Below are 16,537 nucleotides of genomic sequence, written 5' to 3' on the forward strand. Positions count from 1 at the left end.
TAAAATTGCGCCACCTGCCCAGTCCTTGTGCAGCGCACAAGGATTGGGCGAATGGCCCATAAGAATTGAGCGAATCGCAAATTTTAGATGCGGTCAAAAGTTGACCGGCACTGACCGGTCGATCTTGTAAGCGACTGTAATTCATAGCCTTATTGCGCTGCGGCAAGGTTGGCACACCGCTTGAATAGTGGGTGCTGACGCCATTGAAGCCGTCCCTCGAGACCATTCATCCGAATGTGCCGCCGCCATTCCGGGGTTTCCTCGGAACGCGACTTCATGCGCTCCAAGCTGCGTCACCGGACGGACGGTCCCGATTTCAACCCAGAGGACCACCGCAGACATGACGAAGACCAGCAACACGACCCCCCGCCGCGGAATCAGCCGCCGCCAGCTTCTGAAGGCGACCAGCGGCACCGCCGCCTTGCTGGCCGCGGCAAAACTGAACTTCCCCGCGGGCGCGTTCGCGCAAGGCGCCGGCCCCGAGGTGAAGGGCGCCAAGCTCGGCTTCATTGCGCTCAGCGACGCTGGCCCGCTGTTCGTCGCGAAGGATAAAGGCTTTTTCGCCAAGCACGGCGTGCCCGACGTCGATGTGCAGAAGCAGGCGTCGTGGGGCACCACGCGCGACAACCTCGTGCTCGGCTCCGAAGGCAACGGCATCGACGGTGCGCATATCCTCACCCCAATGCCGTACCTGATCTCGGCCGGCAAGGTGACGCAGAACAATCAGCCGACGCCGATGTACATCCTGGCGCGTCTCAATCTCGACGCCCAGTGCATTTCGGTCGCCAACGAATACGCCGATCTCAAGGTCGGGATCGACGCAAGGCCGTTCAAGGAAGCGCTCGACAAGAAGAAGGCTTCCGGCAAGCCGATCAAGGCGGCGATGACCTTCCCGGGCGGCACCCACGATCTCTGGATCCGTTACTGGCTCGCCGCCGGTGGCATCGATCCCGACAAGGACATCGAGACCATCACCGTGCCGCCGCCGCAGATGGTCGCCAACATGAAGGTCGGCACCATGGACTGCTTCTGCGTCGGCGAGCCGTGGCCCGGCCAGCTCGTGCACCAGAAGATCGGCTACACCGCGATCAACACCGGCGAGCTCTGGAACAAGCACCCGGAAAAATCCTTCGCGATGCGCTCGGCCTGGGTCGACAAGAATCCGAAGGCTGCGCAGGCGATCACCATGGCGGTCATGGAAGCCCAGCAGTGGGCCGACAAGATGGAAAACAAGGAAGAGCTCGCCACCATCATGGGCAAGCGGCAGTGGATCAACTGCCCGGTGGAGGACATTCTCGATCGCGCCAGGGGCAAGTTCGACTACGGCACCGGCAAGGTCGTCGAGAACTCGCCGCACATCATGAAGTACTGGAAGGATTTTGCCTCCTATCCGTTCCAGAGCCACGATCTCTGGTTCATGACCGAGGACATCCGCTGGGGCAAGTTCGAGCCCGGCTACGATTCCAAAGCGCTGATCGCCAAGGTCAACCGCGAGGACATCTGGCGCGATGCGGCCAAGGCGCTCGGCGTTGCCGCTGCCGACATCCCGGCCTCGAAGTCGCGCGGCAAGGAGACCTTCTTCGACGGCAAGGTGTTCGATCCCGAGGATCCTGCCGCCTACCTGAAATCCCTGTCCATCAAGCGCGTCGAGGTTTGATCCCGGCGGGCCGCGTGCTTGCGCGGCCCGCCCATTCAATCACGGAGATAGATTCCAGATGTCGATGCCTGCCATGAAATCCGAAGCCTCTACTGCCGTGCTTCCGGCCGCGGCGGCTCCCGCTGCCGTCGTGACCATGACGCCCAAGCGGACACCGGCCACGGAAAAATATCTCAAGCTCGCAAAGGACGCCGCGGTTCGCGTCGTCCCTCCGCTGGTGGTGCTGGCGCTGCTGCTGCTGTTCTGGGAGCTGGCCTGCCAGCGCGCCGGCTCGGCGCTGCCGCCGCCCTCGCGCGTCTTCAAGGATACGAAGGAGCTGATCTTCGATCCGTTCTTCGACCGCGGTGGCATCGACAAGGGCCTGTTCTGGCATCTGTCGGCCTCGCTCCAGCGCGTCGCGTTCGGTTACTCGATCGCCGCCGTCGTCGGCATCGCGCTTGGCACGCTGGTCGGACAATCCGTCTGGGCCATGCGCGGGCTCGATCCACTGTTCCAGGTGCTGCGCACCATTCCGCCGCTCGCCTGGCTGCCGCTCTCGCTCGCCGCCTTCCGCGACGGCCAGCCCTCGGCGATCTTCGTGATCTTCATCACCTCGGTATGGCCGATCATCATCAACACCGCGGTCGGCATCCGCAACATCCCGCAGGACTATCGCAATGTCGCCGCGGTGGTGCAGCTCAATCCGCTGGAGTTTTTCTGGAAGATCATGATCCCGGCCGCCGCGCCCTACATCTTCACGGGCCTGCGCATCGGCATCGGCCTGTCGTGGCTGGCGATCGTCGCGGCCGAAATGCTGATCGGCGGCGTCGGCATCGGCTTCTTCATCTGGGATGCGTGGAATTCCTCGCACATCAGCGAGATCATCCTGGCGCTGTTCTATGTCGGCATCATCGGCTTCCTGCTCGACCGCCTGATTGCGGTGCTCGGCAAGATCGTCACCCGCGGCACCTCGGCAAGCTGAAGGAAAAATGGCCATGACCTCCTATCTGAAGCTCGACCACATCGACAAAACCTTCACCCGCGGCAGCGCGACTACCGAGGTGTTGAAGGACATCAATCTGACGATCGAGATGGGCGAATACGTCTCGATCATCGGCCATTCCGGCTGCGGCAAATCCACGCTGCTCAACATCATCGCGGGCCTGACCACCGCAACGACCGGCGGCGTGCTGCTGGAAAACCGCGAGGTCAATTCTCCCGGACCCGATCGCGCGGTCGTGTTCCAGAATCACAGCCTGCTGCCCTGGCTGACGGTCTACGAGAACGTCAAGCTCGGCGTCGACAAGGTGTTTGCGTCCAGCAAGACCAGGGCCGAGCGCGATGCCTGGGTGATGCACAATCTCAACCTCGTGCAGATGGCCCATGCCAAGGACAAGCGTCCGTCGGAAATCTCCGGCGGCATGAAGCAGCGCGTCGGCATTGCGCGTGCGCTGGCGATGGAGCCGAAGGTGCTGCTGCTGGACGAGCCCTTCGGCGCGCTCGATGCGCTCACCCGCGCGCATCTCCAGGACTCCGTGATGGCGCTGCATCAAAAACTCGGCAACACGATCCTGATGATCACCCACGACGTGGATGAGGCGGTGCTGCTGTCGGACCGCATCGTGATGATGACCAACGGCCCGAGCGCGCGCATCGGCGAGGTGCTGGAAGTGCCGCTGGCGCGTCCGCGCAAACGGCTCGAGCTCGCAACCAACGCCGCCTACCTCAAGTGCCGGCAGCGCGTGCTCGAATTCCTCTACGAGCGGCATCGTTTCGTGGAAGCGGCGTAGGCATCATCCGGATCGAACCGTCATATCGCAAATTCAGATCGAACCATTGTTCCGTAAGTCGAGACCTAATGGCTCACCTTAAAGCATATCGAGGAGAGTTGAGATGAATTCGGAAGAAGTGAAACTGGTTCAGGAGAGCTTTGCCAAGGTCGCGCCGATTTCAGAAGCGGCAGCGCAGATCTTCTACGATCGCCTGTTCGAAGTCGCCCCGCAGGTAAAGGCGATGTTTCCGGACGACATGAGCGAGCAGCGCAAGAAGCTGATGGCGACGCTCGCCGTCGTCGTTGGCGGTCTCGGCAATCTCCAATCGATCCTGCCCGCCGCCAGCGCACTCGCCAAGCGTCATGTCGCCTACGGCGCCAAGCCGGCACACTATCCGGTCGTTGGCGGCGCGCTGCTGTGGACGCTGGAAAAGGGGCTCGGTGAGGCCTGGACGCCGGATGTCGCCGCTGCCTGGACTTCGGCCTACGGAACGCTGTCCGGCTACATGATCTCGGAAGCTTACGGCACCGTGCAGGCTGCCGAGTAAAGGAAATGACGTGAGTGAGCCGCTCGTCATCGTCGGCAATGGAATGGCCGCCGCGCGTCTGGTCGATGAACTGTCGAAAGCAGCGCTCGGCCGCTACGCAATCGCCGTGATCGGTGACGAGCCGCGGCTCGCCTATAACCGCGTGCTGCTTTCCTCCGTGCTCGCGGGCGAAACCGCATCGCACGAGATCGAGCTGCGTCCGGCCTCATGGTGGCAGGATCGCGGCGTCACGCTGAAATACGGCTGCATCGCCACCGAGATCGATGTAGGCCGGCGCGAGCTCAAGATCGAGAACGACGAGAGTATTTCGTTTTCCAAATTGATCCTCGCGACCGGTTCAGCGCCGCTGCGGCTCAACGTGCCCGGCGCCGATCTCCCCGGCGTTCACACTTTTCGCGACAGCCGCGACGTCGACCTCCTGCTGACCTTGGCCGCGCAGAGGAAGCGCGTGGTCGTCGTCGGCGGCGGATTGTTGGGCCTCGAAGCGGCGTACGGTCTCGCCAAAGCCGGCGCGCCGGTGACGCTGATCCATCTGATGGACCGCCTGATGGAGCGCCAGCTCGATGCTCCGGCCGCGGAGCTCCTGAAGTCGCTGGTCGAGCGCAAGGGCATCAAGGTCGTGCTCAACGCCAACACCGCGCGCATCCATGGCGAGAGCTGCGTTACGGGCGTCGAACTCGCAGACGGCCGGAAGATCGATGCAGACGCCGTGATCTTTGCGGCCGGTATCCGCCCCAACATCGCGCTGGCGAAGGAGGCCGGCATCTCAGTCAACCGCGGCATCGTGGTGGACGACCATTTGCAGACCGCCGCGCCTGACGTGTTCGCGATCGGCGAATGCGCCGAGCATCGCGGCACCTGCTACGGCCTGGTCGAGCCGGCCTATGAGCAGGCGAGGGTGCTGGCGCAGCATCTTGCCGGAAAGGATGCCCGCTATGCCGGCAGCGTGGTGTCGACCAACCTGAAGGTCTCCGGCGTCAGCGTATTCTCCGCCGGCGATTTCATGGGAACTGACGGCAGCGAGCAGATCGTTCTCAGCGATGTCAGGCACGGCACCTACAAGAAGCTGGTGATTTCGGAAGGAAAGCTCACCGGCGCGGTGCTCGTCGGCGATACATCAGACGCGCTCTGGTATCTCGAACTGATCCGCAACAAGACGCCCACCGCCCGTATCCGCGCCGACATGATGTTCGGCCGTTCGCTGGCGCTGGCTACAGAGGCGGCATGATCCGGTTCGCGCCATGACTGCCGTCGATCCCGCCCTTCGTATCACGCCCACCACCTGTCCCTATTGCGGCGTCGGCTGCGGCGTGCTCGCTACGCCTGACGGCAGCGGCGGCGCGGCCATCGCGGGTGACCCCGAGCATCCCGCCAACTTCGGAAGACTGTGCTCGAAGGGCTCGGCACTCGGCGAGACGCTCCGTCTCGAGGACCGTCTGCTCTATCCGATGATCCGCTGTAGCAAGGGCACGCTGGAGCAGGTCGCCTGGAGCGATGCGCTCGACCATGTCGCGCACCGCTTCCAGCACATCGTCGCGCGCGATGGCCCGGGCGCGGTGGCGTTCTATCTCTCCGGCCAGTTGCTGACTGAGGACTATTACGTCGCCAACAAGCTGATGAAGGGTTTTGTCGGCAGCGCCAATGTCGACACCAATTCGCGGCTGTGCATGTCATCGTCCGTCGCCGGCCATCGCCGCGCCTTCGGCGCCGACACCGTGCCCGGCTGCTATGAGGATCTCGATGAAGCCGATCTCTTGGTGTTTGTCGGCTCCAACGCGGCGTGGTGTCATCCCGTGCTGTTCCAGCGCATGCTCGCCAACAAGCAGAAGCGCGGCGCCCGCATGGTGGTGATCGATCCGCGCCGCACCGACACCGCGGGAGATGCCGACCTGTTCCTGGGCCTGAAGCCCGGCACCGACAGCGCGCTGTTCGCGGGGCTGCTCGCTTACCTCGCCGACAACGGGCTGCTCGACCACGATTTCATCGCCCGCCACACCTCCGGTTTCGACGAGACGCTGGCGCGCGCCAAAAGCATGGCCGGCAGCGTGGCTGCCACCGCGCTGGCAACCGGCCTGGCCGAACAGGACGTCGCTGTCTTCTTCCAGATGTTCGCAAACACGCCGCGCGTGGTCACGCTCTATTCGCAGGGCGTCAACCAGTCGGCGCAGGGCACCGACAAGGTCAATGCGATCGTCAACTGCCATCTCGCCACAGGCCGCATCGGCAAGACCGGCGCCTCGCCATTCTCGCTGACCGGGCAGCCCAATGCGATGGGCGGCCGCGAGGTCGGCGGGCTCGCCAACCAGCTTGCCGCCCACATGGCCTTCACGCCGCCGGACATCGACCGCGTGCGCCGGTTCTGGAAGGCGCCGCGCATCGCCACCCATGAGGGGCTGAAGGCGGTGCAGATGTTTCAGGCGATCGCGCGCGGCGAGATCAAGGCGCTGTGGGTGATGGGCACCAATCCCGCAGTCTCGCTGCCCGATGCTGACGGCGTGCGCGAGGCGCTGAAAAAACTCGATCTGTTCGTGATCTCCGAGAACGTCCGCTCCAACGACACCGTCAATGCCGGCGCGCATGTGCTGCTGCCGGCGCTGGCCTGGGGCGAAAAGTCCGGCACGGTCACCAATTCGGAGCGCCGCATCTCGCGTCAGCGCGCCTTCCTGCCCGCGCCGGGCGAGGCGAGGCCCGACTGGTGGATCCTCAGTGAGGTCGCCAAACGCCTCGGCTTCGGCGCGGCGTTCGATTTCAAATCCGCCGCCGACATCTTTCGCGAGCACGCCGCACTCTCGGCTTTCGAGAACAACGGCAACCGCGATTTCGACATCGGCGCGCTGAAGGCGGTGTCGGACGAGGGCTTTGACCTGATGGCGCCGGTGCAATGGCCGATCCGCGCGGGCGAACAGCCGCAGGCGCGCTTCTTCTCTGAAGGCGGCTTCTTCTCCAACGACCGCCTGGGCCGCTTCGTCGCGCCGGAAATGCCGTCGCTGCGCACCGAGACCAGCGCGTCGCGCCCGCTGCGCCTCAACACCGGCCGCATCCGCGACCAGTGGCACACCATGACGCGTACGGGATTAAGCCCGCGGCTCGGCGCGCATCTGCCCGAGCCGTTCGTCGAGGTGCATCCGGACGATGCGCTGCGCTTCGGCGTTTCCGACGGCAGCTTTGCGCGCGTCACCACCGATTACGGCCAGTGCACGCTGAAAGTCGTGGTCAGCGAGCGCCAGCAGCGCGGCATGTTGTTCGCGCCGATCCACTGGAGCGAAGCCAACGCCACCAGCGCGCGCGTCGGCGCGCTGGTAGCGCCGTTCACCGATCCCTTTTCCGGCCAGCCCGAGAACAAGGCGACCCCGGCCTCGATCGCGCCGTACGAATACGTGTTCAGTGGCTTCGTCCTGTCGCGCACGCCCCTCGAACTGCCGGCGCATGCCTGGTGGGCGCGCGTGGCAGTGACCGGCGGCCATGGCTATCTGTTCGCCGACAATGCCGATCTGCTGGGCTGGCAGGACTGGCTGCGCGCGAGCTGCGGCGACGACATCGCCGAATTCAGGGATTTTGGCGGCGGCGTCTATCGCGGCGCATCCTTTGCGGGCGAACGGATCGAAACATGCCTGTTCATCGGCCCCGCCCATGATGCCGGCGACTGGAATGTGGTGAAGGGCTTGTTCGCGTCGGATGCGCTGTCAAGCGAACAGCGCCGCATGCTGCTGTCAGGCAAATCCACCGACGGCCTCGCCAGCGCCGGGCCGATTGTCTGCGCCTGCTTCGGCGTCGGCCGCACCACCATCTGCGATACCATCGCCTCGGGCGCGTGCACGCCGGCCGAGATCGGCGCAAAGCTGAAAGCCGGCACCAATTGCGGGTCCTGCATCCCCGAGCTGAAGCGGTTGATCGCGCAGACGGGTACGGCCGATTCCGGACAGCGGAAAGTCGCCGCGGCGAATTGATCCGTCATTGCGCGCGAAGCGAACCCGAGGACTTTCGCGCGCCGTTCGTCTAGACTCGTCCCCGACAAACTTTGGACGAGCCAATCGTGCGACAAAATCCATTCGGCGAGGGCGGCCCAAACGTTTCCGTGATCGGGCAGGGCACCTGGTATCTCGACCATGGCGACCGCAAGCGCGCGATTGCGGCGCTTCAGCGCGGCATCGAAGCCGGCATGACCCATATCGATACCGCCGAGATGTATGGCGATGCCGAGCTCGTCATCGCCGACGCCATCGCTGGAAAACGCGACGGCCTGTTCCTGGTCTCAAAAGTGCTGCCGAGCAACGCCTCGCGCCGCGGCACCATCACCGCCTGCGAGCGCTCGCTGAAGCGGCTGAAGACCGATCATCTCGATTGTTATCTCTTGCACTGGCGCGGCTCCTATCCGCTGGAGGATACGGTGGCGGCATTCGAGGAACTGATTGCGGCCGGAAAAATCCGCTCCTGGGGCGTCAGCAATTTCGACGCCGACGATCTCGACGAACTGCTTGCCGTGTCGGGCCAAGGCAGGATCGCCTGCAACCAGGTGCTCTATCATTTGCAGGAGCGCGCGATCGAGCACGCCGTGATCCCCTGGTGCGAGCGGCATGGCGTTGCCGTCGTCGCTTATTCGCCGTTCGGTCACAATGATTTTCCCTCGGTCCGCAGCGAAGGCGGCGAGGTGTTGCAATCGATCGCTGACGCGCACAAGGCCACACCGCGCCAGGTCGCGCTGAGCTTTCTCGCGCGTGCGCCGTCCGTATTTCCGATTCCAAAAGCTTCAACCGCCGACCACGCGGCGGAGAACGCCGCGGCAGGCGATCTCGTGCTCAGCGCGAGCGAGATTTCCGCGCTCGACAAGGCGTTTCCGCGCGGGCCAAAGCCATGCAGCCTGCCGATGCTCTAGCTTCTTCTCCCTCTCCCCGCTCTCTTGTCCGCCGAAGCCCGCCTTCGGGCGAAGGCGGATGCGGGGAGAGGGTAGGGTGAGGGGCTCTCTCCGCGAACGCTGCGGCCTGTTGATGGACCTGTACCCCCTCACCCGGAATTCGCGCTTCGCGCAAATTCCGACCTCTCCCCGCAAGCGGGGCGAGGTTTAAGGGCGCATCGCGTCACATCGGTGCAATGGGCGGAACACGTTGCTTAACAAAGTGTTGCAGCGCCGCAATCGCGCATATCGGCATCCCGCTGGCGTGCCTTGTGGATTCGGCGCATTTGGCGTTTTGTAGACGCTCGCCCTTGAGTCGAATTGCTGCCTTCGAGATTGCCGTGAATCCGCCTATCGCCACAGCCGCCAGGCTGGACAGCGACCCCATCCTGTTGCCCGAAAAGAAGTCGACGCAGCGCAAAGCACCCGCGCGCGCCGACCGTCCGTTCAAGGGCATTGCGCTGATCCTCGCCTCGACGGTGTTCCTGGGCTGCTCCGACGTCACGGCGAAATATCTCTCCGCGAGCTTGCCGTCGATCGAGATCGCCTGGATCAGGTTCCTGGTGTTCGCGCTGATCATGATTCCCGCGATGATTCCCGGCTCACCGCTTTACGCGATGCAGACGCAGCGGATGGGCCTGCACCTGTTGCGCGGCGCCACACTCGTCGGCTCCTCGCTGTTCTTCATCTCCGGCCTGCGATTCCTTCCGATCGCGGAAGCTTCCGCCACCGGCTTCATCGCGCCGCTGTTCGTCACCGCGCTCTCGGTGATCTTCCTCAGCGAAAAGGTCGGCATGCGCCGATGGGCGGCGACCGCGGTGGGGCTGCTTGGCGTCGTCATCATCCTGCGCCCGGGCACGTCGGCGTTTCATCCTGCGGCGATCTTTCCGATCGTCTCGGCGCTGGCATGGGGCTGCACGCTGATCATGACGCGCATGATGAGCGGCACCGAACGCGCCATCACGACGATGACCTACTCCGCCATCGCCGGCGTCTGCATTCTCACCGCGCTGGTGCCGTTCGTGTGGGTGACACCGACCTGGCAGGACATCGCATTCGGCGTTCTGATCGGCGTCACCTCCACCGCGGGCCAATGGATCGTCGTGCTGGCGTTCCGCTACGCCGATGCATCGGTGCTCGCGCCGTTCCAGTACACGCAACTGCTGTGGGTCAGCATCCTCGGCTTCATCGTGTTCGGCGAAGTGCCCGATGTCTGGACCGTCACCGGCGCCGCCTTCATCGTCGCCAGCGGTCTCTACATCGCCCATCGCGAGCGGGTGCGCCGGTCGCAACTGCTCCAGCTCGCGGGCGAGACGTCGCCGAACGCCTGATGTCATCCGCTTCCATGCCATGACGCGCTGTTCGCGGGCACTCTCTGTGCTAAGAGAGTGAAAAACCTGCGGAGGAAACGCATGCGCGCCGCCATTTTCCGAAACGGCCAGATCGTCGTCGATCATCTGCCGGAGCCGAAGCCCGGAGCCGGGCAGGTGCTGGTGAAATCGCTTGCCTGCGGCATTTGCGGGTCTGACCTGCATGCGCGCCAGCACGCCTACCGCATGGCCGATCTCGCAAAGCACACCGGCCGCCAGCCGATGGATCTGTCGCGCGATATCGTGTTCGGCCATGAATTCTGCTGCGAGGTGCTCGACCACGGGCCTGCCACCGAGCGGAAGCTCGAGCCCGGCACAAGAGTGTGCTCGATTCCGGCGCTGATCACGGCCGAGGGCCCGCGCGGCATCGGCTATTCCAACGACCATGTCGGCGCCTATGCCGAGCGCATGCTGCTGAGCGAAGCCCTGCTGCTGGAAGTGCCGAACGGCCTTGCCGCCGAGCACGCCGCGCTGACCGAGCCGCTCGCCGTCGGCGTACACGCGGTCGCCAAGGCCAATATCAGGGGCGACGAGGTGCCGCTGGTGATCGGCTGCGGCCCGGTCGGCCTCGCCGTGATCGCGGCACTGAAGATCAAGGGCATCGGCCCGATCATCGCGGCGGACTATTCGCCGAAGCGACGCGCGCTCGCCGAAAGGCTCGGCGCCGACGTCGTGGTCGATCCCGCCAAATCGCAGCCGTATCAGACCTGGGCCGAGCACGCCCAGATGACGTCGGAGCAGAAGGCAGCGCGCCCGCCGTTCCAGGCATGGCTGCCGGCGCTGAAACCCGCACTGATCTTCGAATGCGTCGGCATTCCCGGCCTGATCCAGCAGGTCTTCGAGGGCGCGCCGCGCGATGCCCGCATCGTCGTGGTCGGCGTCTGCATGGAAACCGACCGTTCCGAGCCGATGCTCGGCATCCTGAAGGAGCTGAATGTGCAATATGTGCTGGGCTACACCCCGGAGGAATATGCCTGGTCGCTGCGCCTGATCGCAGAAGGGCAGGTCGATGCCGCCTCGCTGGTGACTGGGCAAATCGGAATCGACGGCGTCGCGCAGGCCTTCGCCGATCTCGCCAATCCGGAGCAGCACACCAAGATCATTGTGGAGCCGTGGCGGTAATTCGTAGGGTGGGTTAGCCGAAGGCGTAACCCACCGTCTGCGTGGCTATCAAAGCGGTGGGTTACGCTTCGCTAACCCACCCTACAAAAGAGGGGGAATCGAATGATCACACTCACCGCAAAGGACGTCCTGCCGGACGACGGCACATCGGGCACGCTGGTCGGGCGCGTCTGGCTGCCGCAACTCGCCGGGCCGGCCGTTGTGGCGATCCGCGGCGATGGCGTGTTCGATGTCACCGCGCGTTTCCCGACCGTCAGCGCGCTGTGCGAGGAGGCCAGCCCCTCCGATGCGATCCGCGCGGCCAAGGGCGAACACATCGGCGATCTCGAAACCATCCTCGCCAATACGCCGCCCGATCGCCGCGACCGCACAAAACCATGGCTGCTCGCCCCCCTCGATCTTCAGGTGCTGAAAGCTGCCGGCGTCACCTTCGCCATCTCGATGCTGGAGCGCGTGATCGAGGAGCGGGCGCGCGGCAACCCGGCGTCAGCCGAAGCGATCCGCAAGGAAGTCGTGAGCCTTGTCGGTGACGATCTCTCCAAACTGAAGCCGGGCTCGGCCCAGGCGATGAAGCTGAAGCAGGTGCTGATCGATCAGAACGCCTGGAGCCAGTATCTCGAGGTCGGCATCGGTCCCGATGCCGAAGTGTTCACCAAAGCGCCGACGATGTCGTCGGTCGGCACCGGCATGGACGCCGGCCTGCATCCGAAATCGACCTGGAACAATCCGGAGCCGGAAGTCGTGATGATCGTGTCGAGCCGCGGCGCCATCGTCGGCGCCGCGCTCGGCAACGACGTCAATTTGCGCGACTTCGAGGGACGCTCGGCGCTGCTGCTCTCGAAAGCCAAGGACAACAACGCCTCCTGCGCCATCGGCCCGCTGCTGCGGCTGTTCGACAAGACATTTTCGCTCGACGACGTCAGGAAGATGGATATCGATCTCAACGTAAAGGGCGCCGATGGCTTTGTGCTCGACGGCCATTCCTCGATCGGCAAGATCAGCCGCGATCCCACCGACCTCGTCGCCCAAACCATCGGCCCCGTGCATCAATACCCCGACGGCTTTGCGCTGTTCCTCGGCACCATGTTCGCACCGGTGAAGGATCGCGACGCGCCGGGTGAGGGCTTCACCCACAAGCGCGACGACATCGTCACCATCTCCGCGCCGCAGCTCGGCAAACTCGTCAACCGCATGCGCACCAGCGACGAATGCGAGCCCTGGACCTTTGGTATCGGCGAGCTGATGCGTAATCTGGCGAAGCGGGGGGTGCTGTAGCGTTGTCCGGCGCTCCAACCTCCGCCGTCGTCCCGGACAAGCGAGCACCGAGAGCGCCGATCCGGGACCCATACGCCGCGGCGGACGTTGCAAGAGCAGGATGCCGACGGCTTTGCTTCGACAACACCATCCTGTGGTTATGGGTCCCTGCTTTCGCAGGGACGACAATACGGGCGGTGCGACGACTGCGACAAATAAGCCCGACAGGACTGAAATCTAATTCTGTTTTTCAGAAATTAACTTGACACCTGCCCCAAATCAGTGGCATAACCCGCGCACCCCGGCCCACATGAGGGGCGTTTCGCGATCGTCACGACTCGTAGGGCCGGGATTGCGATGGACGCACTTGTTCAGCGGACGACTGGATGAGGGCGTACGGCCAAGTCGTGTGGTTCTGACGCCGCGATGCTGGCGTCAGGTCGGCAGCAGTGCGCTGTCGGCTGACGGTGACAACAAGCACGCTCCACCGGGAAGAGCACGAAGTAAGCCGTAAAGCCATTGCGCAGGGGATGTCGGAGTGTTCTCCGCTCACCTGTATGCTCGTGTGCGCCTTTTTTTGCTTGCGCATCAGGCACACGAGACCGCGGGTGCAGCGCGCACCCGGCATTCCCTGCGCCCTCTCTCGTTAGAGGCGCGATGAATTTGAAAAGCTCGGGCACAGCGTGTCGCGAGAACGAGAACACATATTCAGTCGTCATCCCCCGCGACTTGTCCGCCGTAGCTCGCAGAGCGAAGGCGGAAGGCGGGGATCCAGTATTCCAGAGGCCGCAGTGATAGAGGCGAGAAGCCGCGGCGTACTAGATTCCCCGCCTGCGCGGGGAATGACGACTGTGGTCGTCGGTTCGTTCTGCGCAATGACGGCGAGATGTCGATCACACCGGCAGCGCAATCGAATACTTCACCTGGCTCAGCGCAAAGCTCGACTCGATCGAGGCAATGCCGTCCAGCCGCGTCAGCTTGTTCTTCAGGAACGCCTCATAGGACGACAGATCCGCCGCCACCACCCGCAGGAGATAATCCCGATTACCCGTCATCAGGTAGCACTCCAGCACCTCGTCCCATTTCGAGATCGCGCGTGCAAAGCGGTTGAGGTCTTCCTCCTTCTGCCGCGCCAGCTTGATGGAGATGAACACGCTGACATGCAGCCCCAGCGACTTCTGGTCCACCGTCGCGATATAGCGACTGATTACGCCGCGCTCCTCCAGCAGTTTCACCCGACGGTGGCACGGCGAGACGGAAAGCCCGACCTTGTCGGCCAGCTCCTGCATGGTGATGCGGCCATCGTTTTGCAGCAGAGCCAATATCTTTCGGTCGATGGCATCCAGGGGCACCATTGGAATGAATCCCGTAATTGGAGGTAGTTTGTGGTAATGTATCCCAACATTCACAGGTATGTAGCGACAAATTGAGATTTTTGACGCACCCGGCGGGATTAAAATCAACCATTCGCCAGCCCGTCCGGAGACCCGCCATGCCGATCGCGCCTGAACGCCTTGAGCTGTTGTCGGCTCTGTCCCGAAAGGTGCTGTGGCTGTCGTCCTGGACCATCCATCACGCCAACCACGTCAGGCCCAACACCGACGGCTTGAAAGTCGGCGGCCACCAGGCATCGTCGGCCTCGCTCGCCAACATCATGTCGGCGCTGTATTTCTCGGTGCTGCGCCCGCAGGACCGCGTCGCGGTCAAGCCGCATGCGAGCCCGGTGTTTCACGCCATCCAGTACCTGTTCGGTCACCAGACCCGCGACAAGCTGGAAAATTTTCGCGGCTTCAAGGGCGCGCAGTCCTATCCCTCGCGCACCAAGGATGCCGACGACGTCGATTTCTCGACCGGCTCGGTCGGTCTTGGCGTCGCGCAGACGCTGTTCGCCTCGCTGGTGCAGGACTACGTGAAGGCGCATGGCTGGCTGAAGGACCGGCCCGAGGGCCGCATGATTGCCCTCGTCGGCGATGCCGAGATGGACGAAGGCAACATTTTTGAAGCGCTGCTGGAGGGGTGGAAGCACGGCCTGCGCAACACCTGGTGGGTGGTCGACTACAACAGGCAGAGCCTCGATGCCGTCGTGCGCGAAGGCCTGTGGGCCAAGTTCGAATCCATGTTCCGCAATTTCGGCTGGGACGTCGTGATCGTGAAATACGGCACGTTGATGCAGCAGGCCTTTGCCGAGCCCGGCGGCGAGGCGCTAAGGCGCTGGATCGATAATTGCCCGAACCAGATGTATGCCGCGCTGTGCTTCCAGGGCGGAGCGGCGTTCCGCAAGCATCTACAGGACGACATCGGCGATCAGGGGCCGGTGAGCGCATTGATCGACCGCCGCAGCGACGAAGAATTGCTGGCGCTGATGTCCAATCTCGGCGGCCACGACATGACCAGCATGATCGACGCCTTCGAGGCCGTCGATCACGATCGCCCGGTCTGCTTCATCGCCTACACCATCAAGGGCGTCGGCCTACCGATGCAGGGCCACAAGGACAATCACGCCGGCCTGATGACGGTGGCGCAGATGGAAAAATGGCGCGCGGCGCAGAACATCCGCCCCGGCCATGAATGGGAAAAATTCGAAGGATTGACGCAGGACACAGCGAAGTTCGAGGCGTTCCTGCGCGATGCGCCGTTCAATCGTGAAGGCCGCCGCCGGCTGGACGCTGATGTCATCGATGTGCCGCAACAGCTCGCCTTCAAGGCGGCGGCGCAGATGTCGACGCAGCAAGGCTTTGGCCTCATCCTCAACGAACTCGCGCGCGGCGATACCGAACTCGCCTCGCGCATCGTCACGTCATCGCCTGACGTCACCGTCTCGACCAACCTCGGCGCCTGGGTCAACCGGCGCGGGCTGTTTGCGAAAGCGGAAAACCACGATCTGTTCCGTCAGGAAAAAATCCCCTCGACCTACAACTGGGATTTTTCGCCAAAAGGCCAGCACATCGAGCTCGGCATTGCCGAGATGAACCTGTTCATCATGATGTCGGCGCTTGGCCTGTCGCACTCCATCAACGGCGTGCGGCTGTTGCCGGTCGGCACGCTCTACGATCCCTTCATCGAGCGCGGCCTCGATGCGCTCAACTATGCCTGCTACCAGGATGCGCGCTTCATGGTGGCGGCGACGCCCTCGGGCATCACGCTGGCACCCGAAGGCGGTGCGCATCAGTCGATCGCAACGCCTCTGATCGGCATGGCGCAGGATGGCCTTGCGTCGTTCGAGCCGGCCTTCGTCGATGAGCTCTCCGTCATCATGGGCTGGGGCTTTGGCCACATGCAGCGCGAAGCGGGCCAAGGGGAAGAAGACGGCGGCTCGGTGTACTTGCGCCTGTCGACGCGCACCATCGATCAGCCGCAACGGATCATGACGCAAGAATTGCAGCAGGATATCACGGACGGCGCCTATTGGCTGCGCCGTCCCGGCCCAAACTGCGATCTCGTCATTGCTTACACCGGTGCGGTCGCGCCCGAGGCGATCGAGGCGGTCGGCTTCATCGGCGAAAGCCACCGCGATGTCGGTTTACTGGCGGTAACCTCCGCCGACCGGCTGCACGCGGGCTGGACTTCCGCGCGAAAACTGCGCCGCGACCGCCGTGGCATTCAGTATCTCAGCCACATCGAAAAGCTGCTGGCGCCGCTGTCGCGCGATTGCGGCATCGTCACCGTGATCGACGGCCACCCGGCGACGCTCGGCTGGCTCGGCAGCGTGCGCGGCAATCGCGTCGAGGCGCTCGGCGTCGAGCACTTCGGCCAGACCGGCACCATCGCCGACCTCTACCGCCACCACGGCCTCGATTCCAACGCCATCATCGATGCGGCCGAAAGCCTCACCGTGGGTGCGCCCGTGCGGCATAGGAAGATGGCGGTGTAGGAGAAAATTGTAGCTGTCGTCCCTGCGAAAGCAGGGACCCATACGCCGCGGCGGCAATTGGTTCAAAGGCTGGA

At 63.8% G+C, this 16,537-nt stretch carries 12 protein-coding genes; 11 read left to right on the forward strand and 1 reads right to left on the reverse strand.

Features of this window, described 5'->3' with window-relative positions:
- Positions 1–340 precede the first annotated feature (340 nt).
- From JQ628_RS19690 to JQ628_RS19735, 10 genes are all read left to right on the forward strand, one after another.
- Positions 341–1,657 carry a CmpA/NrtA family ABC transporter substrate-binding protein gene (locus JQ628_RS19690; protein ID WP_212224647.1) on the forward strand — a complete coding sequence of 439 codons (1,317 nt, stop codon included), beginning with the start codon at positions 341–343 and terminating at the stop codon, positions 1,655–1,657.
- A gap of 58 nt (positions 1,658–1,715) precedes the next feature.
- Positions 1,716–2,618 (forward strand): nitrate ABC transporter permease, encoded by a 903-nt coding sequence (gene ntrB / locus JQ628_RS19695; RefSeq protein ID WP_212224648.1) that lies wholly within the window; start codon positions 1,716–1,718, stop codon positions 2,616–2,618.
- 13 nt (positions 2,619–2,631) lie between these two features.
- The gene (locus tag JQ628_RS19700; protein ID WP_212224649.1) at positions 2,632–3,426 is read left to right on the forward strand and encodes an ABC transporter ATP-binding protein; all 795 of its coding nucleotides are present in this window, start codon (positions 2,632–2,634) and stop codon (positions 3,424–3,426) included.
- Between the two features lie 103 nt (positions 3,427–3,529).
- Positions 3,530–3,955, forward strand: coding sequence for a globin family protein (locus JQ628_RS19705; RefSeq protein ID WP_212224650.1), 426 nt, complete (start codon positions 3,530–3,532; stop codon positions 3,953–3,955).
- Between the two features lie 10 nt (positions 3,956–3,965).
- Positions 3,966–5,183 (forward strand): NAD(P)/FAD-dependent oxidoreductase, encoded by a 1,218-nt coding sequence (locus JQ628_RS19710; RefSeq protein WP_212224651.1) that lies wholly within the window; start codon positions 3,966–3,968, stop codon positions 5,181–5,183.
- A gap of 13 nt (positions 5,184–5,196) precedes the next feature.
- Positions 5,197–7,902, forward strand: coding sequence for a nitrate reductase (locus JQ628_RS19715; RefSeq protein WP_212224652.1), 2,706 nt, complete (start codon positions 5,197–5,199; stop codon positions 7,900–7,902).
- Positions 7,903–7,988: 86 nt separating this feature from the next.
- Positions 7,989–8,828, forward strand: a complete 840-nt coding sequence (locus tag JQ628_RS19720) for an aldo/keto reductase (RefSeq protein WP_212224653.1) — start codon at positions 7,989–7,991, stop codon at positions 8,826–8,828.
- A gap of 404 nt (positions 8,829–9,232) precedes the next feature.
- Positions 9,233–10,177, forward strand: a complete 945-nt coding sequence (locus JQ628_RS19725) for a DMT family transporter (protein WP_433996149.1) — start codon at positions 9,233–9,235, stop codon at positions 10,175–10,177.
- Between the two features lie 81 nt (positions 10,178–10,258).
- On the forward strand, positions 10,259–11,338 hold the full coding sequence (locus JQ628_RS19730; protein ID WP_212224655.1) for a zinc-binding dehydrogenase: 1,080 nt from the start codon (positions 10,259–10,261) through the stop codon (positions 11,336–11,338).
- A 102-nt stretch (positions 11,339–11,440) separates the two neighbouring features.
- Positions 11,441–12,613, forward strand: a complete 1,173-nt coding sequence (locus JQ628_RS19735; RefSeq protein ID WP_212224656.1) for a fumarylacetoacetate hydrolase family protein — start codon at positions 11,441–11,443, stop codon at positions 12,611–12,613.
- 872 nt (positions 12,614–13,485) lie between these two features.
- Here JQ628_RS19735 and JQ628_RS19740 read toward each other — a convergent pair.
- A complete protein-coding gene (locus JQ628_RS19740) occupies positions 13,486–13,947 on the reverse strand; it encodes an Lrp/AsnC family transcriptional regulator (RefSeq protein WP_212224657.1) in 462 nt (153 codons plus the stop codon).
- 137 nt (positions 13,948–14,084) lie between these two features.
- Here JQ628_RS19740 and JQ628_RS19745 point away from each other — a divergent pair, with 137 nt between their 5' ends.
- Positions 14,085–16,463, forward strand: coding sequence for a transketolase (locus JQ628_RS19745; RefSeq protein WP_212224658.1), 2,379 nt, complete (start codon positions 14,085–14,087; stop codon positions 16,461–16,463).
- Positions 16,464–16,537: the final 74 nt, after the last annotated feature.

The sequence above is a fragment of the Bradyrhizobium lablabi genome (assembly GCF_018129385.1).
Classification (GTDB): domain Bacteria; phylum Pseudomonadota; class Alphaproteobacteria; order Rhizobiales; family Xanthobacteraceae; genus Bradyrhizobium; species Bradyrhizobium lablabi_C.